This window comes from Sphingomonas sp. ABOLE (assembly GCF_003950455.1).
Taxonomy (GTDB): domain Bacteria; phylum Pseudomonadota; class Alphaproteobacteria; order Sphingomonadales; family Sphingomonadaceae; genus Sphingomonas; species Sphingomonas trueperi.
Genome location: NZ_QQWY01000016.1, coordinates 1 through 20,368 on the forward strand (window position 1 = coordinate 1; position 20,368 = coordinate 20,368).

Genomic DNA, 20,368 nt, shown 5'->3' on the forward strand with positions numbered 1-20,368 from the left:
CGCCTGCCGCGAAAACCTGTGTCTGCTGGGCGACACCAGCATCTCGGGCGTCAGGGTCGCACGTGAGCTCGACACGCTGGTGCGTCTCTATGGCAAACCGGCCTGTGTCGTGAGCGACAACGTCCTAGGTCGGGAAGCAGCGGCGGAAAACGGCCAGCAGGTCTCGTTGCGCCGATGGCGATCAGCGCTATGCGGTTCTGATCCAGATGGCTTCCATCGTCAAGGAAAGCGCTCTCGGCCATAGCAAACACAGGATCCAGCGTCCGAGCCGGTCGTGGTCCTCACCGTCCTTAAAATGAGATGCGGATGCCAGATGGAAGGCCCGAACATTATCTACAGGGTCGCCGTAGCGCCCTCACGGCACAGCAGAGAGGGGTCCTTCCATCTGGTGTCCGCCCGTTCGACGAACGGACGGTACTCGGTTCCCGTTTTGATGACGGCGTGCGCGACGCGCGCCATCTTGGCGGTGAGTGCGGTCATGGCCTTGCGGCGGCGATCCGGGTCGTTGCCGTGTCCGGCCACGTACCGACCCAGCTTGTCGCGGAAGCTGTTGTCGCGCTGGCGAATGGCAACCTGAGTCGCCATCCAGAAGGTGCGGCGTAGCCGGGCGTTGCCATACTTCGACAGCTTGGTCTTACCGCGGAATGTGCCGGACTGGCAGGTCGCGAGATCAAGTCCGCAGAACTTGAGGAACTGCCGGTGGTGGGCGAAGCGGCGAAGATCGCCGGCTTCGGCAAGGATGGTCAGCGCGTTGATCGGCCCGATCCCGGGAATCAGGCGCAGGAGCTGATAATCGCGGTTGTCGCTGAGCAAGGCATGGGCCGTTCGCTCGATCTCGTCGCGTTGGCGGATCAGGCCTCGAGCCTGGGCGATGACCATGCGGAACATGGCTATCGCCACGCTGTCTTCGTCGACCGGCAGGGCCACGGAAGCACAGGCTGTCGCGTAAATATCGTTGATCAGCCGGGCCTTGGAGACCTTGCGACCGACTAATGGCCAGACCTCGTTCGTGAATGCCTCCTGGCCCAGTGATGTCATGCTCGCTGGCGTGGGGAAGCGCTCGAGCAAGGCCAGGAACCAATCGGACCGGCTGTTGCCAGCGAAGCGCTCGATCTCCGGAAAGTACAACGGCAGGTAGTGGGTCAGGATCCGGTGCCAGGTCTGGGTCTTGGCCTTGGAAATGGCCTCGTGCGTCTTCGACATCTCCTGCAGATCGTTGATGCCGGCGGCGAGCGGGTCGACATAGCGCTGGGTGGCGCCGATCCGCAGCATGTGCAGGATCACCTGCGCGTCTTTGGAATCGTTCTTATCCCAGCCATTGTGCAACGCCTCACGGGTCCGGGCCAGCGCGACCGACGAAATCAACCGCAGCTCGAAGCCCGCGGCCAGCAGCCGGTGCGCCAGGGTGCGATGGTAGTTACCGGTCGCTTCAAAGCCGACGACAATCCGCCGCCCGATCTCTCCAAGGTCCGCTGCGAGGCGATCGTAGTCCGCCTTGGTTGCCATCACGGTCATCCGCCGCCGGCGACCGCCTTCCGGACGTTCGATCAGCACCTCTTGGCGATGCTTTGACATATCGATGGCTACCAGCACGGCGTCGGTGGGGTTAGAACTGCGCTTGGTCATGGTCGGTCAATCTCCAAAGTGTTGAGTCGACAACTTCACTTTAGAGATCTGCTGGCCGGTCATGGCCGCCTTGATGAAGCCCGCGGGCGCTACGCGCCCTTGCCTTCAACAAGGCAATCCGGCTCTTCGCGGGATCGGTTCCCAATGTGCTACGGAACCGAGTTTACCAGTCGGGCAATCCTGAAATGGGCCAGCGAGAACCGGGTCGAGTGGCACTACATTGACCCTGGCAAGCCCCAGCAGAACGCGTTCATCGAATCATTCAATGGGTCGTTGCGCGACGAGCTGCTCAACGAGGAACTGTTCGACAGCCTGGCGGACGCCAGGCGGAAGCTGGCCGTCTGGCGTTACGACTACAACAACGTCAGGCCGCACTCGTCGCTAGGAAACCGAACACCGGCACAAGCGCGCCGCGCGTTCCTGCAAGACGGAGGCGTCACGCCCGGCGCGCTTGTGCCGGTGGCGCACCACGAATATCAAACCGGCGGACTCTCGTTATGACTGCAGGACCAACCGGGGGCAGGTCACCGCCCGACCGGTACTTGCGGCTCCCGCAGCCGCGCAAGTACTGGCTCCGGCGCCAACCGCTGACCTGCCGTATCAATCTCCAATTCTCACACCCCAGCGCTCTCTTCTGAATTGGACTAGCTTTCCCAAAGAAGAGCAACGCGCCGCTAGCACCCAAGAAGCGTAGGATGATTTCCAGCATTGTTCCTGCCTTGGTGAGTACGCAAGGGGGCTTCTTTCTGTGACGAATGGAAGACGACGTAGCTGCCGATGTCTCCCGGGGACGTGACCCGGCGTTAGCTGGTCAACTCCGGCAACAAGGCGCGCGCCGCCCGTACGTCCGGATAATGCTCATCGCCTTCGATACGCGCGAGTGCGGGTACCAGAATGCGCGCCGCTGCGTCCGGCGTCACCAAGCGGGCCAGCGATGTCGCGGCTCGTAGCGCCCATAGTCCGGCGCCCTGCGTCTCCGCGATCGCCAGCGCCCGCTCGAACTGCGCGCGCCCGGCCACCGCATCGCCGGCGCGCAGCCGATTCTCGCCATCAGCCCGCAGGATCTCGGCAGTTGCCCAGTGAGGCGCGCTAGCTTCTGCCCGCGCGGTCGCTTCCGAATCGCACAGCGCTGCGCAAGCGGTGATGAAAACATCCTTGTCGTGCGGCAAGGGGGGCGGATTCGGTCGATCGGAAACGGCTGTAGCGGCTTGCCCATGCGCAGGTCGGCGATCCGCGAAAACCATGCAGCGAGTTCGGCCATGTAGGTGAAGCGGTTTTCATCTGCCACGCAGCCGAGCAGATCGGCATAGTGCCGGGCCAGTTCGTCGTCGCCCAGCCACAGCGCGATCGGGCAGGCCGCGCTGCTCAGCAGATAGCAGAACGAACTGGGATTGCGCAGCCGCCGGCCATCGATCACCGTTTCCATGACAAGCGCCCGGGCGCTGTCCAGCCGGCCCTGCACCGCCAGCGTGACGCTGTGGTTGCCCCGCAATATCGTCGAATGATCGTAGCGAAGCACCGCGCCATAGGCGGTGCGATCGCTGCATTGGCGGACCAGCTCTGCCCCGATTGCCGCCGCTTCTTCCATGCGCCCCACGCGGAAGGTCATCCCGGCGACCACCCGCTGGGCGAAATGCTGCAGGTCGCGGTCGACATCCGTGCTTCCGGGCGCCAACATCTGCTGCGCGAGCGTCAGCGATGCGGGATGATCGCCCATGATCCCCCGTTGCCCCGAAAGCAACCACAGCGCTGTCGCCCGGGCCACCGGATCGCCGATCTTCTTGGCAATGCGCAACACCTGTGTCGCCGCGCGCACGAACCCTTCGCCGGGCCGGTCGGCGTTGAACAACAGCACGCACAGGCCGACCTGCAGCTGGATCTCCTCGGCCCCGCCGCGCTGGCCGAGCGCGTCCAGCGTGGCGAGCGCTTGCTGCAGCCAGCGATGATATTCGGCGAATTGCGACATGCCGAGCCAAAGCGGCGCGGAAGCCAGGATGAGGCGGACGCCCAGCCGCTTGTCCCCGGCCTCGCCGAGCGACCACACCAGCGCCGCGCGGACGTCGTCGATCGCGTTGCCATATCGTTCCCACCAGGCGGCGCGATCCATCCGCAGCCAATCGGCCTGGGCGCGATCCAGCAGCATCCCGACCCATTCGGCATGCCGGCGCGCCGCGATTTCCGCATGACCGGAGCCCTCGAGCTTGCGCCGCGCATAGGCCTTGGTCGTCTCCAGCAGGCGATAGGCGACCCCTTGCCGGGACGGCTCGATGAACAGCAGCGACTTGGCGGCAAGTTGCAGAATGGCCTGAGCAGCGCGCGCATCCTCCGCCCCATTCGGCGTCGCCACCTGCACGGCGGCGGCAAGATCGAAGGTGGAGCGGAACAGGCTGAGACAACCTAATATCAGCCGCTCGTCGGGCGCGAGCAGTTCGAAGCTCCAGTCCAGCATCGCTTCGAGCGTTTCGTGCCGCGCGAGCGTGCGTCGACCAAAGGACAGGAGCGACAGGCGCCCAACCAACCCGGTGGACAGCCCCTCCAGCCCCACCATCGGCATCGCCGCCGCCGCCAGTTCAAGCGCCAGCGGCAGCCCGTCGAGCGAGCGACACACCGCTGCTACCTGTCGGGCATTCTCCTCGGCCAGCCGGAATCCGCCAGCCGCTGCCGCGGCACGCTCTGCGAACAGCGCGACCGAGGGGTTGCTGGCGATCGTCTCAACCGCGTCTGCGGCGCCGGGTACAGGCAGTGGCTGGAGATGCACTCGCACTTCCCCCGGCACCCGCAGCGGTTCGCGGCTGGTCGCCAACAGCCTCACGCGGGAGCAGGAGTGCAGCAGCGCCTCTGCAGCCTTGGCCGCGATGTCGATGAGATGCTCGCAATTGTCGATCAGGAGGACGAGTTCGGCTGCGCGCAGGCGTTCCACCAGCACGGCGGGCGTCGTGTCCTGGCCCATCGGGCTTTGGAGCGCCGCGGCCGTGGCGGTGGCGACGTGTGCAAGGGACGTGCAGTTCGTCAGATCGACGAAGCAGACGGCGGTACGGGTTCGGAGCTCCGTAAGTGCCGCCAGCGCCACGCTGGTCTTGCCGATGCCGCCTGGGCCGACGATCGTAACAAGCCGATGGCGCGCGATGCATTCCACCACTTCGGCTACGCAAGACTCGCGGCCGATCAGGCGGTTGATCTGCAACGGAAGCGGAAGCGGGCGGATTTCCGCAGACATCGTCGCCTCGGGCGCTTGCTCGCCTGTCGCCTCGATGGTCACGTCGGCGCGCAGCCGATAGCCGCGGCCGGGCACATTGACGATCTAGATATCGTCCTCCGCCCCGGCCCGCAGGGTGCGCCGGATCGCGGTGATGTGCACGCGAAGATTGTTTTCCTGGACGAAAATGTTCGGCCAGACGCGATCGGTGATTTCCTGCACCGCGACGACCTCGCCGGCGCGCTCGGCAAGCAGCACCAGAATCGCGAGCGCACGCGACCCCAGGCCGACGCGGACGCCGCCACTCAGCAATTGCCCTCGTTCCGGCCGAAGCTCGAACGAGCCGAACCGGATGCTCCGCTCGCTCATGACCGTCTGGCGTCTAGCCGACCCACCTACGTCCCCCCGCAGACACGTTAGCGCTAACCGTATGCGCGAATTAGCAGCGTTTGGCACCTGTTAAGTCGGGGCTTTTGGGCGCTTCGGCTATCCGGACCCGAGCACGGACGTAGACCTGGATTGCTCGACGTCCGTGCCGTTTCGCGCCGGGAGATAGTGTATGCGCCTCGTGGAGATTGCGGCGCCGGTCGACGCCGGCGCCGGGGAGACGACTCATCGGCCAACGCCGGAGCAAGTGCGGGCACAGCTGGAACGGCTTCGCGCCCATGCGTTCACCGGTTCGGACAAGCTGTACGCCTTTCTGCACTTCGTGGTGGAGGAAGCGCTGGCGGGCCGCGCGGCGACGCTGAAGGAGTTGGTGATCGGCGTCGAACTCTATGGTGGTGTCATAGAGTATGACCCGAGGATCGATTCCGCCGTGCGCGTGGAGGCGCGCCGATTGCGGCGGAAGCTTGCCGCCTATTATGCCGGTGTGGGTCGTGAAGACGCGGTGATCGTGTCGATTCCGACGGGAGGCTATGCGCCGAGCTTTCGCCTGCGGCAGGATGCGCGGTGCATCGCCGCCGATGCCCCAGGCGCGGCGCTGGAGCCGCCGATACTGGCGGTGCTGCCGTTCACCGCACTCTGCATTCACGAAAAGGCCTTTGCGGCGGGTGTGACGGACGAGATCATCTACGCGGCGGAGCGTGATGCGCATCTCCGCGTCGTGCCGAGAGCGATCATGTTCCAGTTTCGCGAGAGCCGCTATTCGCTCGACGAAGTCGCCACGCATGCCGGCGCGGCCCTGGTGCTGCACGGCACGATCCGGCGGATGCAGGAAGTACATCGCGTATGCGTGGAACTTTCCAGTCGATGCGGGCGAATCCTCTGGTCGGATCGCATCGACATCATCGGCGAAGGCGGCCTCGACGTGCAGGAACGCATGGCCGAAGCGATCCTCGAACGGCTCCCGCGTTCCGCGGTGCGGGAACGATGCATCCGGGAGATCGCATGAAACGCGCTTCGACGTCAACGGGTTAGTCGAAGAGGGCCCTCGGAGCCCTTAGAGCCTGTTTGGAATGCGCCCAGGCGCATTTCCAAACGGTCTCTTAGACGCACTAACAGTCACTCGCGTCCCGCCCTCGCCCGCAATCTATGTCGTGATGAATGCGAGCGCCAACCTTTCGCTCGTCAAGGCGCGGGCCCAATTCGGCATCCCGCAAGTGACCGGCTTTTTCCTCGGTCTCTACGCGTTCGCGGGGCTGCTCCATTTCGGCTTCGCCGGCTTCTGGGCGGCGGTGTTCGTCCGCGCGACCAGCGGGATTGCCGCCGCCGCGCTCGTCACGCTCGGCACCTACTCTCTGATGCAGGCCTTCCCACCCAAGGCAAAGCCGCTCAGCGCGTGATTGGCATGGGATCGGTACGCCACTGGCTCGGCTTGTCCCCGTCGAGGTGCTGGTCAACAGCGGACTATGGGGCCTGCACGCACTCGAACTTGCCTTGGCGTCGCCCTGCCACTGCCGCCCAGCGAGAAGAGCGCCGCTTTCGCGCCGCGCGATTTCCTCACGATTGCGTCGGCGACCGCCGGCCTGTTGCTGCTTTGCCAGGTCATCGGTCAGGGCCGGACGCTCTGGTGGTCCGGCACGCCTTGGCTGCGGGCGAGCGTCACCCCCGCTCACGTCGCCGAATCGATCGACGCAGGTACATCCGCCGCGTTCGACGATGGGACTGGAGGTGCCGAGTGCAGCCCACGCGAGGTCAAGATCGTCGCGTGGCCCGACCGCGCACTTGTTCGGCCAACTGGTCCCGCTGCGTCGGTTTCCAGCCACTGGCCTGGCTGCGTGCCGCGCCCGACTTCATAGCCTTCAGGAGTGCCATCATGCGCCGTCCCCCCGAGATTGACCTTTCCATCCATCACCCTGCCCATGGCGGTTCCGATCGCTTCGCGCTGGCCGTGACGAGGCTGCTGCGGTTCTTCGCCGACACTTTCTTTGCCAAGCGCTACGGCCACCGCGCCATCGTGCTGGAAACGGTGGCGGCGGTGCCTGGCATGGTCGGTGCCACACTCACCCATCTGCGGTGCCTGCGACAGATGAAGTCCGATCGGGGCTGGATCCGCATCCTTATGGAAGAGGCCGAGAACGAACGCATGCACCTCATGACCTTCCTGGAGGTGTGCAAGCCGACCCTGTTCGAGCGGCTCATCGTGCTCATTGTCCAGTGGCTATTCTACATTTTCTTCTTCGCCCTCTACCTGATCAGCCCCAAGACCGCACACCGGCTGGTCGGCTATTTCGAGGAAGAGGCGGTGATCAGCTACACCCATTATCTCGCGGAAATCGATGCGGGGCGCAGCGCCAACGTGCCCGCGCCGGCGATCGCATGCCGCTATTGGGGGCTGCCCGAAAGTGCCACGCTGCGCGACGTGGTACTGGTAGTGCGCGCCGATGAAGCGCATCACCGCGACGTGAACCACGGCTTCGCAGCCGACCTGGGGGGCAAGACGCCCGGCGCGATCTCGCCCTATCCGTGGCACGCCGCCGAGTTGGACGGCCCTGCCGTGCAGGAGCCCGTGCTCTCGGGGCTCCCGGCGCCGCAGTCTAGCACAAACGCGATCGGGTAACCGCGATCGTCGCTGCCTCCAGCGGCTTCGAAGCGGTGCGGACGAAGGGCATTCCAAGATCGCAGCGCAAGGCCGTTCGCCGGTCACGATGCGGAGGGTTCGCCGGCCGCTCGGTTTCATCAACATGGCGAGCGGCAAGCGCCCGCGCTCTACGATCGCCGCACGGGATCTGCTTCTGGTGCTGCGGGAGAGGGAGGCCATGGCGGTCGCATCGGCGGTCGTCCGGTTGCGCAGGTCATGGTCTTCGACCGTACCGCATCTCTACGGCGCAAATGTATCGTGCTCCGGTCAGTTCAGCTCCCGCGCGACAGGATATTGCAGAAGAAAGGCATGGCCGGTGCCCGCATGGGCGAACAACCAAGCTAGCCGCGCGTCCGGGTCGCCCGCAAAGCCGGGTTCGGCCTGGAGCTTCGCCTCGAATGCGGCCTTGATCGCCGGATCGGTGGCGAGCAGCCGCTCGCCGAGCGCGGACAGGATGAAGGCATCGGTGCTCGGCACGGGTGCCAGCATTTCCGGGAAAAAGCCCCAGGCCAGGAACGAGTCCTGGCTCTCGGGCTCGAGCAGCGCGGCTGCCAGCAGCCCCAGCGGCTGATCGGCAGGCACGCGAACGCTGCCCGCCGGCAACACCTGCTCGGCGACGCCGTGGACGAACCCGGCGGTGATCGGCACCCTGCCCTCCTTGGGCTGGGCGAGCTTGGCATCGACCAGCCGCACCCGATCGAGCCGCAGCGTGCGCGGCGCTTCGATCGTCTCGAAGGCGATGCCATGGACCCGCAGGCGATCGATCACCTCGGCCTGTTCGGGCGGGATCCACCAGGCCTTGGGCAGGCGCACGCGCTCGGTGGGGCGCTGGCCGATGATCGGCATGCGGAAGGTGATCGGCTTGCCGGTCCAGCGCTGTTCCGGGCGCCCCGAGGCCGGCGACGGCACCATCTCGAACGCGACCCCCTTGAACTGCTCGATCCAGCCGATCGGCTGTTCGGCGGGCGTCCAGCGGGTAAGCAGTTCGGCCGGGCGGCTGGCGCGATCCTGCGCCTTGGCCTCGGCGATCCGCGCAGCGTCACTGCCGGCGATCCGCAGCGCCGCCTCGAGCAGCACATAGGTGCCGAGCACGCGCTGCCGATAGGGCTTGAGCATATGGTTCTCGACCAGCACCGTCGGCATGCCGATGAAGTCGCCATAGCCGGTCGAATAACGCGGCCCTTCGGGGCTGTAGCGGATGCCCTTGCTCGGCACGCGCGTGTCGATCGGGCTGGGGTAGATGATCGGCGTATGGCCTGCTGCCGTCAGCGCCTGCATCGCGGCGGGGCCGAAGCGTTGCTCCAGCCAGTCGGCGGTAGCGCGGTGGCGGGCATATTTGCCCCAGCCGGCATAGGTGAAGGTGATGTCATACTGCATGTCGAAGCCCTCGCTGACATGGCAGTCGACATAGAGGATGGGGTCCAGCTGCCGGATCAGCCCGATCATCGCGCGCGTCTCGGGCGCGTCGACCTTGGCGTAGTCGCGGTTCAGGTCGATGTCGCGGGCATTGGCCTCCGCACCCTTTTCGGCGGGGCCGCGGATATGGACGAAATTCCAGCGGCTCAGTTGCTCGTGCCCGTCGATATTGTAGATCGGCACGAAGACGAGATCGACCTTGTCAAGCAGGTCCGCCTTGCCGCGCAGCGCGATGTCGCGCAGCAGCATCAGCCCGGCGTCCTTGCCGTCAATCTCGCCCGAATGGATGCCGCCCTGGACCAGCACCACCCGCTTGGGTCCCCCGCCCTTGCTGGCGTGGACATACAGCATCTCGCGCCCCTGGCCCGTGCGGCCGAAGCCGTGCAGCGTGATCAGGTCGGAGGCCGCATCGAGCCGTTCCAGCCATGCGCGGACCTCGGCATAGCGCGGCGTCGTTCGAAACCCCGCCGCTTCCGCCGGCGTGATCCAGGGATCACCGGGCCGAGCGACCAGTGCCGCGCTCTTGCCGGACCAGGGCAGCGCCGGCGGCAGGTCGAGCACGTCCTGCGCGGCGGCTGGCGCGGCGCTCGCGCAGAGCAGGAGGGCGGCGAACGTCGCCAGGCGGGGGCACGAAGGCATCATGGTCGCGATACTCTTACTGGATCAGGAGGCTGGCTGCGCGCTCAGAAGTTCGCGCGCAGGCCGATCGTGGCGGTGCGGGGTGCGCCCGGCTGCACCCAGAGCTGGGTATAGCTGTTCGCATACCAATGCGCGTCGAACAGGTTGGAGACGGTGCCGAACAGCTGCAGCCGCTCCGTGATCCCGACCTCCCCGAACACCCGTGCCAGCGTGTGCGACGGCAGGGTGAACCGCGTGCCGGTCTCGCCCGAGCGCTCGCCGACATATTGCACGCCGCCGCCGAACCGGGCCTTCATTCCGGCGAGCGTGAAGTCGCGTGCCAGCTGCACATTGGCAGTGTGATCGGGGATGTTGATCAGCCGGTCGCCCGGCCGCACCTGGAAGGAGAAGTTCGGATCGAGCACGTTGGAGCGCGCCTCGGCGTCGACATAGGCATAGCTGAGCAGCAGGTCGAGATCGCCGGGCAGCTTGCCCGTCAGATCCACTTCCACGCCGCGGCTGCGCGCCTTGCCGATCGCGACCGAGAAGCCCGGGTTGGCGGTATCGGTGGCCAGCACATTGCGCTTGTTCATCTCGAACACGGAGACGGTGCCGTTCAGCCGCCCACCGAAAGCGCCGAACTTGACCCCCGCCTCGATCGAGCGGGTCGTCTCCGGATCGAAGATCACGCCCGCCGCATCGGTGCCGACATTGGCGCGATAGCCTTCGCCATAGCTGGCATAGAGGCTCAGCGGATCGCTCAGCCGGTAGACGATGCCCGCCTGCGGGCTGAACCGATCGCGCGTGCGGCGGCTGTTCACTGCGGTCTGGCGGTTGTCGGTACGCAGGAGCAGATGGTCGTAGCGCCCGCCGAACCGGATCTGCAGCCGGTCGGTGAGACTGATCTGGTCCTGCAGATAGGCGCCGCTCGCCTCCTGCACATCGCGGCGATCGGTGATCACCCCCGGCGTCGGCAGCGGGAAGCGGCCGTAGACCGGGTTGCGGATGTCGATGACATAGCCGGCCCGGTCGCTGGGGTTGGACGACACGGCGGGCGGGCGCACGCGGGTGAAGACCTGGTCGTAGACGAACCGGTCATGGTCCGCACCGAACAGCAGGCGATGGCGCAGCGATCCGGTCTCGAAACTGCCCGACGCCTCGGCGCGCACCGCGGTTTGTGCCGCGTCGTAGTAGCGGCTGCGGCGCTGGCGCGACAACGAATGGCCGTCGACGAAGAGCTTCTGGCGCGAGGCCGCCGTCTCGGCATCGGAGGAGAAGCCGGTCAGCAGCGTGTCGCGGTGGCTGGCGCCGACCAGCAGACTCCAGCGGTCGCTGAAATCATGCTGCACGCGCAGCTGATGCCCGGTCGCGCGCGCGACGGTGTCGCCATCGCCCGGCTCGCCGAGGAAGCGCGCGCGCGGCACCGTGTCGAGATTGCCGTTGAGCACGACGATGCCACGATCGAACGGGGTTTCCACCCGCGTCCATTCGAAATCATAGGTCACGCGGGTCGCCGCGCCCAGCGCGACGCCGAACGACGGCAGCAGGCCCCAGCGCTTCTGGTGCACCATGTCGCGGAAGGTGTCGCCATCCTCGACATAGCCGATCAGCCGCGCAGTGATGCCGGGGGTGAGCGCGACATTGGCGTCGCCCTCGGCGCGTACCCGATCGAAGCTGCCATATTGCAGCGAGGCGCTGCCGAAGCTGCGGCCGAGCTGGGCCTGTTTGGTGACGAGGTTGATCGTCCCCCCCGGCTCGCCGCGCCCGAGCAGCGCCGCCGCGGGGCCTTTGAGCACCTCGATGCGCTCGATCCCCGCCACGTCGCGCTGGCCGCTGAAGCCGCGCCCGCCGTTGAAGCCGTTGACCAGATAGCCGCTGGGCAGATTCTCGTCGCCGGCAAAGCCACGGATCGCGAAGGAATCCCACAGGCCACCCAACGTATTCTGGCGGGCGACCGAGGCATTGAGGTCCAGCGCATCGGTGAGGCGGGTGATGTTCTGCTCCTGCAACACCTTGTCCTCGATCACCGCGATCGCCTGCGGGATCTCGCGCAGCGCGAAATTGCCGCGATAGGACTGGCGCACCCCGTTGACGGTGATCTCCTCGCGGTCCTGCTCCAGCCCGGTCTCCTGCACGGCCTGGGCGAAGGCCGGCGCGGAGACCAGCATGGCGAACGGAAGAGCGCCGGCAAGCAAGCCGGTACGAACGGAAAGGTGCAACGCCAAATCCCCTGTGTCTGGTGCGGGCGCCGGCCACGGTCGTGGCGGACCCAATGCGCAACGTCTGGCGACCCTGTGGCCCGCCAGCGACGTGAGATGTTGTAACGTTATACAAATTGTTGCGCAAGCGCGAGGATTGCTACGGAGTGTTTCCGGGCCACGCGATGCTCTCCGGCGCGAGATCCCGCGTATAGGCCTCCCCCTTCGCGAACCTCGGCGCTTGATTCCTGTCATCACATCCGCAATGATGAATGATACATTGTATCATGCGAGCGTTCATGTCCTCCCTTTTCCCCACATCGTCTCCGTGCCGCATTCCTGCGATTCCTGACCGACCAACGGGTACCGGCCGCGCATGAAGAGCCCGTGCATCAGCGTCTGCCGGTTCGACGGCCGCACCGGCTGGTGCGTCGCGTGCGGGCGCACGCTGCCCGAGTGCCGCGAATGGAAGAAGGCGCCGCGCCCCCGCCTGCTGGCGATCCGCAAGGCGCTGCCGGCGCGGCTGGCCAAGCTCGACGCGCGCGGCGTGCGGGTTGCCGAGGAAGAGGCATGATCGAGTTTTCCGCGCTTTGGCTGATCTTCGTGCTGGGCTTGCGCCATGGCCTCGATCCCGATCATGTCGCGGTGATCGACAATATCGTGTTTCGCACGGTCGAGGTGCGGCCACGGCTGGCGCTGTGGGTCGGCACGCTGTTCGCGCTGGGCCACAGCCTGTCGGTCGCCGCCGTCGCCATCGGGGTATCGTTGGCGGCGGGCGCGTTCGTGCTGCCGGCCCGGACGGCGCCGATGATCGACCTCGCGGTGATCGGCCTTTTGCTGATCGTGGGAACGCTCAACCTGCACGCGCTGCTGACCCAAGCGCGCTACACGCCCGTGGGGTGGCGAAGCGCGCTGGTGCCGAAGCGGCTGCGTACCAGCACCCATCCGCTGGCGGTGGTCGCGATCGGGGCGATCTTCGGGCTGGTGTTCGACACCGCCACGCAAGCCGCGGCCTGGGGTGCCGCGGCAACGGCGAAGGGCGGGACGACCGCCGCGCTGGCGATCGCCGCGACCTTCGCCATCGGCATGATGCTGGCCGATACGCTCGACAGCCAGATCGTCGCCCGGCTGCTGCGTACCCGCGGCCGCGCCACCGCAACCGTGCAGCGCTATCGCCGCGCGGTGGGCTGGCTGGTGGTGGCACTCAGCTTCGGCACCGCCGGCTATGCGCTCGCCGAACTGGCAGGGCTGACCGTCGCCTTGCCGGACGGAGCATTCACCGCGATCGGTGTCGCCGCCGCGGCCACGATCATTCTCCTGCTGCTCGCCAGCCGCTGGCGGGCAACGGCAGGAACGCGCGCCTGAGCGCCCATTACAAGACTTTCCAAGGGGGATTTCGACATGACCATGAAGGTGCGGCACCTGCCGCGCACGGCGCTGCTCGCGCTCGCCGCCACCGCTGCGGCGCCTGCCCTGGCGCAGGGGGCAGCACCCGGCAGCACCGCCGACGAGATCACCGTCACCGGCTGGCGCCTCCGCCAGCTCGACGTGATCGTACCCACCGGCAGCCGGCTCGACCTATCCATCCGCGAAACCCCCGCGACGCTCGACCGGATCGGCGCCGACGAGATGCTGACGCGCGGCTTCCGCACGGTCGAGGAAGCGACCGGCAGCCTGCCCGGCATCATCTCCGGCGGCTCGCCGGGCGATCCGTCGCTCTTCTCGATGCGCGGCTTTACCGGCGAGCAGATCACGATCCTGCACAACGGCCTGTATCTGGGGCCCGCCAACATGATCAACCGGCCGGGCAACAGCTTCAACTTGGCGGGCATCGACGTTCTGAAGGGCCCCGGCTCGGTGCTCTACGGCCAAGGTGCAGTGGGCGGCGCGGTCAACATCGTCAACAAGCGCCCGGACTTTGCGCGCAATAGCAGCCAGGCGCTCGCCGCCTATGGGGACTTCGACACGGTCAGCCTCGGCCTCGGCGGCAACCGCGTGCTGAGCGACACGCTCGCCGCGCGGGTCGATGCCAGCTATCACCGCTCGAACGGCTTTGTCGACGATACCGGCCCGCATTCGTTCAACGTGACGGGCGGGCTGCGCTACCGTTCGTCGAGCACGCTTTCGGTCGAGCTCAGCGTCGACTATCTGCGCGATCGGCTGTCGACCTATTACGGCACCCCGCTCCTCCCCGCCGGCGCGGCGACGGATCCGATCCCCGGCATCCTCACCAGCGCGAGCGGCGCAATGGTCGATCGCCGCACCCGCTTCGTCAACTACAACGTCGCGGACAGCCGAGCGAACAGCTGGCAGGTCTGGCCGCGGCTTGCCGTCACCTGGTCGCCCTCCGACACGGTGACGCTGGCCAACACCGCCTATTATTTCCACGCCGACCGCCAGTGGATCAACGCGGAGAACTACACCTACAATCCCGGCACCGGGCGGATCGATCGCGACCGCTTCTTCGTCTTCCACCGGCAGGATCTGGTGGGCGACCAGGGCAGCGCGACCTTCCGCCACCACCTCGCCGGGCTGTCGAACAAGCTGGTGGTCGGCTTCGACTATAGCCATCTCGATTTCGTCCGCAGCCGCGGCTTCCCGGACGGAGACAGCGTCGACCTGCTGCGGCCGGTGCGCGGCAGCTTCGGCCCGCTCGACCGCCGGGTGAGCCCTACCCGCTGGGACCAGATCGCGCTGTTCGCCGAGGATGCGCTGGACCTGACGGCCAGGCTCAAGCTCGTCACCGGCCTGCGCACCGAGCGGCTGTTCCTAACGCGCGAGAATTTCAACCTCGACGGCAGCTTCGCCGCGGGCTCCAGCTTCCGCCGCGTCTACAAGCCGTTCAACTGGCGCGCCGGCCTCGTCTACGATCTGACGCCGGCGGTGACGGCCTATGCGTCGTACAGCACCGGCCAGGATCCGGTCGGCGCGAACCTCTTTCTGGTCAATGCCGGCCAGAACTTCGCGCTGTCCAATTCCCGCCAGGTCGAAGCGGGGGTGAAGGCATCGCTGCTCGGCGGCCGCGGATCGCTGACGCTGGCGGCCTATGACATCGAACGCCGCAACATCCTGACCCAGGTCGCGATCGACACGGTGAGCAATATCGGCCGCCAGCGTTCGCGCGGCCTCGAGCTTTCGGGCGAGGCGCGGCTGACGCCGCACTGGGCGGTCACCGCCAGCGGCACCTATGTCGATGCCCGTTACGGCAACTTCGTCGATCCCAATTACAGCGTCGCGGCATCGGGCAACCGGCCGCCGAACGTGCCCGACTGGACGGCCAATATCTGGACCAGCGTCCAGAAGATCGCGGGGCTGCCGCTCGAAGCGGGCGGCGGGGTGAAGTTCGTCGGCGAGCGGTTCGGCAACACTGCCAACACGCTCGTGCTGCGCCCCTATGCGACCGGCATCGTCTATGCGACCTGGGCGCTCACCCCGCGCCTGTCGCTGACCGGGCGGGTCAACAACGTCTGGAACAAGAGCTTCGTGCAATGGGCCGACATCTACTACCCCGCGCAGGTGATGCTGGGGGAACCACGCCGTGCCGAGGTGAGCCTGCTTGCCCGCTTCTGATGCGCACCTGTCGCGGCGCCTGCTGGCGGTGCTGGTCTGGTTCCACCGGTGGCTCGGTGTCGCCACCTGCCTGATCTTCGCCGCCTGGTTCGCCAGCGGCGCGGTGATGCTGTTCCAGCCCTTTCCGGCGCTGCCGCATGCCGCACAAATGGCGCTGCAGGCGCCGATCGCACCGCACGCGGACTTGGTCCCACCAGTACGGGCCGCAGCCGCGCTTCCCGGCGCGGAGACGCTGCGACTGGTCCAGCGCGCCGGACGCCCGGCCTATGTCGTAGAAGGCGGCGGCGTCCTACAGGCCATCGATGCGAGGACGGGTGCGATTCTCCCACCGCTCTCGACCGCTCAGGCACTTGCCGAAGCGCGCCGGATCTTCGGCACTGGAGCCAGCGCCACCGGGCCGTTCGCCTATGATCAATGGGTGGTGCACAACCGGTTCGATCCGGCCCGCCCTTTCTACCGCCTCGATGCGAAAGACGCAGCGGGCACACAGCTCTATCTGTCGGCACGCTCGGGCGAGCTGCTCCAGCGTACCCGCCGCAGCGCACGGGCATGGAACTGGCCGGGGGCGGTGCTGCACTGGGTCTATGTGACGCCGCTGCGCAAGGACTGGCGCGCCTGGGATGCCGGCATCTGGTGGCTGTCGCTGGTCTGCATGCTGGTCGCGATCGCGGGCATGGTCCTGGGTATCGTGCGCATGCTCGCGGCACGGCGCCTCCATCCGCCGCGCCTGACCTTCTTCCGCCGCCGCTGGCTGCGCTGGCATCACCTGCTCGGACTCGGCGCGGGCGTGTTCGTGCTCGGCTGGATTGTCAGCGGCTGGCTGTCGATGGACCATGGGCGGCTGTTCTCGCGCGGGACGCCCACCACCGCGCAGGCGCAGGCCTATGCCGGTTGCCCGCTGGCGGATGTGCTCCGGCAGGTGGACGCCACGCGACTGGCCGCCGGTGCGCCGCCCGAGATCAGCGTGACCCCACTGGCCTGCCGCGCGATCCTGACGCGCTCGGCCGCGAACGGCACCGTCGAACGCGTCGACGGTGCGGGACGCCGGATCGACGACGCAGCGATGCGCGCGCTGGTGCTGCGTGCGGTCGCCGCCAGCTGGCCGCAGGCTTCGGCGGCCCACGTTCTGCCGGTCGATCCCGATGCGACCTATGCGCTGGCCGAAGGCTGGCCACGCTCGGCCTGGCGGATCCCATCGGGCGCCCCGGCCGCGCCGGACCTGTATGTCGACGGCAATAGCGGCCGCCTGCTGACGGTGATGGACTCCAGCCGCGCCGCCTATGCCTGGGTCTATTATGCGCTGCACACCGGCAACGTGCCCGGCCTGACGACACGGCCCGCGCTGCGCCGCCTCCTGCTGCTCCCGCTGGCGGCGGGGTTCCTGTTCAGCATCACCGGCGTGGTGCTCGGCTGGCGACGCCTGCGCGTCAGCGCGTCTCGATCGTGAGATGGGCGAGTTCGTGGACGGGCGCCAGGCGCCGGCGGACCAGCGCCGTGTCCGAAACGCCGGTGACGCTGACGATCGCCGCCCGCGCCTCGGGGCCGACGCGCCAGACGTGCAGATCTACGATGCGGGCATCGCCCGGCGCCTCGACCAGCGCGCGCACTTCTTCCGCGACATGGTCGTCGGTCGCATCGAGCAACATGGCGGCGGTGTCGCGCAACAGGCTCCACGACCAGCGCGCGATGACCACGGCGCCCACCAGCCCCATCGCCGCATCCATCCACGACCAGCCGAGATGGCGCCCCGCCAGCAGCGCCGCGATGGCGAGGATCGAGGTCAGCGCATCGGCCAGCACATGCACATAGGCGGCCCGCAGATTATTGTCGTGATTGTGACCGTGATGGTCATGGCCATGGGCGTGCCCGTGATCATGGTGGTGATGGTGGTGATGCCCGCCGCTCAGCAGCAGCGCGCTGGCGAGATTGACCAGCAACCCCAGCACCGCGATCCAGGTCGCCGTGCCGATATCGACATGCATGGGCTGGAACAGCCGCCAGGCGGACTCGCCGGCGATCCCGGCAGCGACGAGCCCCAGCACCAGCGCCGAGGCGAAGCCCGCGAGATCGCCGACCTTGCCGGTGCCGAAGCTGAACCGCCCGCTCGCGGCATGGCGCCGGGCAAAGGCATAGGCCCCCGCCGCGACCGCCAGCGCACCCGCATGCGTCGCCATATGGAAGCCGTCTGCGAGCAGCGCCATCGAGCCCGTCGCATAGCCCGCGGCGATCTCTCCCACCATCATGCCGGCGGTGAGCAGCACGACCCACTGGGTACGCCGCGCATTCGCGTCGTGCGCGGCGCCGAGGAAATCATGGCTATGGTTCAGCGCGGCAGCGTCAGAGGCCGTCAGCATGGCAGCATCCTATTTGGAGTAGCGGCGGATCACCGCCAGCAGATCGGCAGCGCCCTGGGCACGCGCCTCGTCGGTCAGCCCCGCCCCGGCGACATGCGCTTCGAGATGCTCGGCGATGATTTCGTCGACCAGCCCGTTCACCGCGCCCCGCACGGCCGCCACCAGATGGAGCACCTTGCCGCAGGGTGCGCCTGCAACGAGTTCGCGCTCCACGGCGGCAACCTGTCCGGCAATCCGGCGGACGCGCGCGATCAGTTCGGGACTGGCATCGGTCAAGTGACTCATAGGGGTACCCCCTACCCCTATATTTATGCCGTCCGCAAGGGGCCGAACGCCCCCTGTCCCCACGCGCCAAAGCAGTGGACGTTGCGGCCCATCTTCCTATGCTTGCCCCACGAGACAAACGGAGCCTTCCCCTGAAACATCTGGCCTATCCTCTCGCCGGGGCGCTCGCCCTCGCTGCCCTGCCTGCGGTTGCGCAGACGCGCTACGATCCCGCTACGGCTTTCGCGCCGCTCGCGCTGCCCAGCCCGGCGAATACGGTTCGCGGTGCGAACGGCCTGCCGGGGCCCGGCTATTGGCAGAACCGATCGGACTACCAGATCCACGCGACGCTCGATCCGGCCGCCAAGCGTGTCAGCGGGACGGCGACGATCACCTACACCAACAACAGCCCGGATCGGCTCGACAGTCTGTGGCTCCAGCTCGACCAGAATCTCTACCGGCCGGGCTCGCGCGGGGCGATGGCGAGCGGACGCGTGCCCGGCGGCACCACCGACGGCATGGTGATCGAGGCGGTCGAGCTGCTGTCCGGCGGCAAGACGATCGCGGTTACGCCGCTGATTTCGGATACGCGCATGCAGGTGTCGCTGCCGACGGCCTTGCCCTCGCATGGCAAGATCAGCCTGCGCATCCGCTACCATTTCACCATTCCCGGCGAATGGGGCGGCCGCATGGCCTGGGGCAAGGCCCGCGACGGCGAGGTCTACAACATCGCGCAATGGTATCCCCGCATGGCCGTCTATGACGATCTGCGCGGCTGGGATCCGCTCCCCTATCTCGCCCAGGAATTCTACCTCGACTATGGCGATTTCGACTATTGGGTGACGCTGCCCGCCGGCATGATCGTGGCGGGATCGGGCGAGTTGCAGAACCCGCAGGACGTGCTCACCGCCACCCAGCGTGCACGGCTCGCCAAGGCGCGGACCAGCGATGCGACGGTCGAAGTGATCGCACCGGGCGAGATCGGCACCCCGGCCTCCCGCCCCCGGCAGGACGGCACGCTCACCTGGCACTTCCGCATGGAGAACAGCCGCGACGTCGCCTTTGCCGCCTCGTCCGCCTTCGCCTGGGATGCGGCGCGAATGAACCTGCCCGGCGGCAAGACGGGATTGGCCATGTCGGTCTACCCGGCGGAGAGCCAGGGCCGCGACAAATGGGGCCGCTCGACCGAATATCTGAAGCATGCGGTCGAGGAGTTCTCGCGCCGCTGGTATCCCTATCCCTGGCCCAATGCGGTCAACGTCGCCGGCATCGCGACGGGCATGGAATATCCCGGCATCGTGTTCGACGGGATCGAGGATAGCGGCAACGAGCTGTTCTGGATCACCGCACACGAGATCGGCCATAGCTGGTTCCCGATGATCGTCGGCTTCGACGAGCGGCGGGACGCCTGGATGGACGAGGGCTTCAACACCTTCATCGACGTCTACGAATCCGATGCCTTCAACCACGGCGAATATGGGCCCAAGCGCGACAGCGAATATGCCGAGGGCGGCGGCAATCCGGTGGACGAGATCCTGCCGGTCCTCGCCGATCCCTATGCCCCGCCGATCCTCTCGCGCGCCGATACGGTGACCGAGAAATACCGGCACGCGGTGACCTATTTCAAATCGGCGCTCGGCCTCACCCTGCTGCGCGAGCAGATCCTCGGGCCGGAGCGGTTCGATCCGGCCTTCCGCCGGTTCATCGCCGCCTGGACGTTCAAGCATCCCAAGCCCGCCGACTTCTTCCGCGCGATGGAGGATGCCAGCGGCGAGGACCTGAGCTGGTGGTGGCGCGGCTGGTATGTCCACAACTGGACGCTCGACCAGGCGGTCACCCGGATCGGCCCGGCACGGCAGGGCGAAGGCTCGCTGGTGACGGTGGAGAACCGCGATCCGATGGTGATGCCGGCGACGCTGCGCGTCAGCTTTGCCGACGGCTCGAAGCGCGACGTCGCGCTACCGGTCGAAACCTGGATCCGCACCGCCAGCACCGATGTGTACGTGCCCGGACCACAGCGGGTCGTGCGCGCGGAAATCGATCCTGACCACAAGCTGCCCGACCGCGACCGGAGCAACAACGTGGCACGATGATATCGGGGCGG

Annotated in this window: 14 protein-coding genes and 3 pseudogenes; 10 read left to right on the plus strand and 7 right to left on the minus strand. The window is 67.1% G+C overall.

The genetic code is table 11. The annotated features are described in order from the left end of the window. Positions 1–121 (plus strand): annotated as a pseudogene (locus tag CA234_RS11470) (IS3 family transposase); the annotation flags it as partial. A 208-nt stretch (positions 122–329) separates the two neighbouring features. Here the strand turns inward: CA234_RS11470 and CA234_RS11475 are convergent. Next, positions 330–1,626, minus strand: a pseudogene (locus CA234_RS11475) (IS110 family transposase). Between the two features lie 153 nt (positions 1,627–1,779). On the opposite strand from CA234_RS11475, the pseudogene CA234_RS11480 reads away from it, so the two are divergent. Beyond that, a pseudogene (locus CA234_RS11480) lies at positions 1,780–2,127 on the plus strand (integrase core domain-containing protein); the annotation flags it as partial. A 415-nt stretch (positions 2,128–2,542) separates the two neighbouring features. Here CA234_RS11480 and CA234_RS11485 read toward each other — a convergent pair. Beyond that, positions 2,543–4,918 carry an AAA family ATPase gene (locus tag CA234_RS11485; RefSeq protein ID WP_126001751.1) on the minus strand — a complete coding sequence of 792 codons (2,376 nt, stop codon included), beginning with the start codon at positions 4,916–4,918 and terminating at the stop codon, positions 2,543–2,545. 9 nt (positions 4,919–4,927) lie between these two features. Continuing rightward, positions 4,928–5,191, minus strand: a complete 264-nt coding sequence (locus CA234_RS11490; protein ID WP_126001752.1) for a winged helix-turn-helix domain-containing protein — start codon at positions 5,189–5,191, stop codon at positions 4,928–4,930. 190 nt (positions 5,192–5,381) lie between these two features. On the opposite strand from CA234_RS11490, the gene CA234_RS11495 reads away from it, so the two are divergent. The 3 genes from CA234_RS11495 to CA234_RS11505 all read left to right on the plus strand — a co-directional run bounded on the left by CA234_RS11495 (position 5,382) and on the right by CA234_RS11505 (position 7,823). Further along, positions 5,382–6,215 (plus strand): hypothetical protein, encoded by an 834-nt coding sequence (locus CA234_RS11495; protein WP_126001753.1) that lies wholly within the window; start codon positions 5,382–5,384, stop codon positions 6,213–6,215. A 148-nt stretch (positions 6,216–6,363) separates the two neighbouring features. Further along, on the plus strand, positions 6,364–6,606 hold the full coding sequence (locus CA234_RS24920; RefSeq protein WP_241213465.1) for a hypothetical protein: 243 nt from the start codon (positions 6,364–6,366) through the stop codon (positions 6,604–6,606). Between the two features lie 473 nt (positions 6,607–7,079). Beyond that, positions 7,080–7,823, plus strand: coding sequence for an alternative oxidase (locus CA234_RS11505; RefSeq protein ID WP_241213466.1), 744 nt, complete (start codon positions 7,080–7,082; stop codon positions 7,821–7,823). A gap of 288 nt (positions 7,824–8,111) precedes the next feature. Here the strand turns inward: CA234_RS11505 and CA234_RS11510 are convergent, their stop codons facing one another. Both CA234_RS11510 and CA234_RS11515 read right to left on the minus strand, forming a co-directional pair. Beyond that, positions 8,112–9,902: a M14 family metallopeptidase gene (locus CA234_RS11510; RefSeq protein WP_125974330.1), complete on the minus strand. Its 1,791-nt coding sequence runs from the start codon at positions 9,900–9,902 to the stop codon at positions 8,112–8,114. A 41-nt stretch (positions 9,903–9,943) separates the two neighbouring features. Next, on the minus strand, positions 9,944–12,046 hold the full coding sequence (locus tag CA234_RS11515; protein WP_125974499.1) for a TonB-dependent siderophore receptor: 2,103 nt from the start codon (positions 12,044–12,046) through the stop codon (positions 9,944–9,946). Between the two features lie 406 nt (positions 12,047–12,452). Here CA234_RS11515 and CA234_RS11520 point away from each other — a divergent pair, with 406 nt between their 5' ends. The 4 genes from CA234_RS11520 to CA234_RS11535 are packed head-to-tail and all read left to right on the plus strand — an operon-like array spanning position 12,453 to position 17,093. Next, positions 12,453–12,650: a DUF1289 domain-containing protein gene (locus CA234_RS11520; protein ID WP_125974332.1), complete on the plus strand. Its 198-nt coding sequence runs from the start codon at positions 12,453–12,455 to the stop codon at positions 12,648–12,650. Next, positions 12,647–13,441, plus strand: coding sequence for a nickel permease (locus CA234_RS11525; protein ID WP_125974334.1), 795 nt, complete (start codon positions 12,647–12,649; stop codon positions 13,439–13,441). Before CA234_RS11520 ends, CA234_RS11525 begins: the two co-directional genes overlap by 4 nt. A gap of 36 nt (positions 13,442–13,477) precedes the next feature. Further along, positions 13,478–15,646: a TonB-dependent receptor gene (locus CA234_RS11530; protein ID WP_126001754.1), complete on the plus strand. Its 2,169-nt coding sequence runs from the start codon at positions 13,478–13,480 to the stop codon at positions 15,644–15,646. Continuing rightward, entirely contained in the window at positions 15,633–17,093 is a 1,461-nt protein-coding gene (locus CA234_RS11535; protein WP_241213467.1) for a PepSY domain-containing protein, read from the plus strand. The genes CA234_RS11530 and CA234_RS11535 overlap by 14 nt, the downstream gene beginning before the upstream one ends. On the opposite strand, the gene dmeF is transcribed toward CA234_RS11535, so the two are convergent. Both dmeF and CA234_RS11545 read right to left on the minus strand, forming a co-directional pair. After that, complete coding sequence (gene dmeF, locus CA234_RS11540) at positions 17,074–18,000, minus strand: CDF family Co(II)/Ni(II) efflux transporter DmeF (RefSeq protein WP_126001755.1); 927 nt, start codon at positions 17,998–18,000, stop codon at positions 17,074–17,076. The two genes, CA234_RS11535 and dmeF, sit on opposite strands and share 20 nt — an antisense overlap. Positions 18,001–18,009: 9 nt before the next feature. Beyond that, complete coding sequence (locus CA234_RS11545; RefSeq protein ID WP_010543460.1) at positions 18,010–18,285, minus strand: metal/formaldehyde-sensitive transcriptional repressor; 276 nt, start codon at positions 18,283–18,285, stop codon at positions 18,010–18,012. Between the two features lie 98 nt (positions 18,286–18,383). Between CA234_RS11545 and CA234_RS11550 the strand changes: the two genes are divergently transcribed. Then, the gene (locus CA234_RS11550; RefSeq protein WP_241213468.1) at positions 18,384–20,357 is read left to right on the plus strand and encodes a M1 family metallopeptidase; all 1,974 of its coding nucleotides are present in this window, start codon (positions 18,384–18,386) and stop codon (positions 20,355–20,357) included. Positions 20,358–20,368 lie beyond the last annotated feature (11 nt).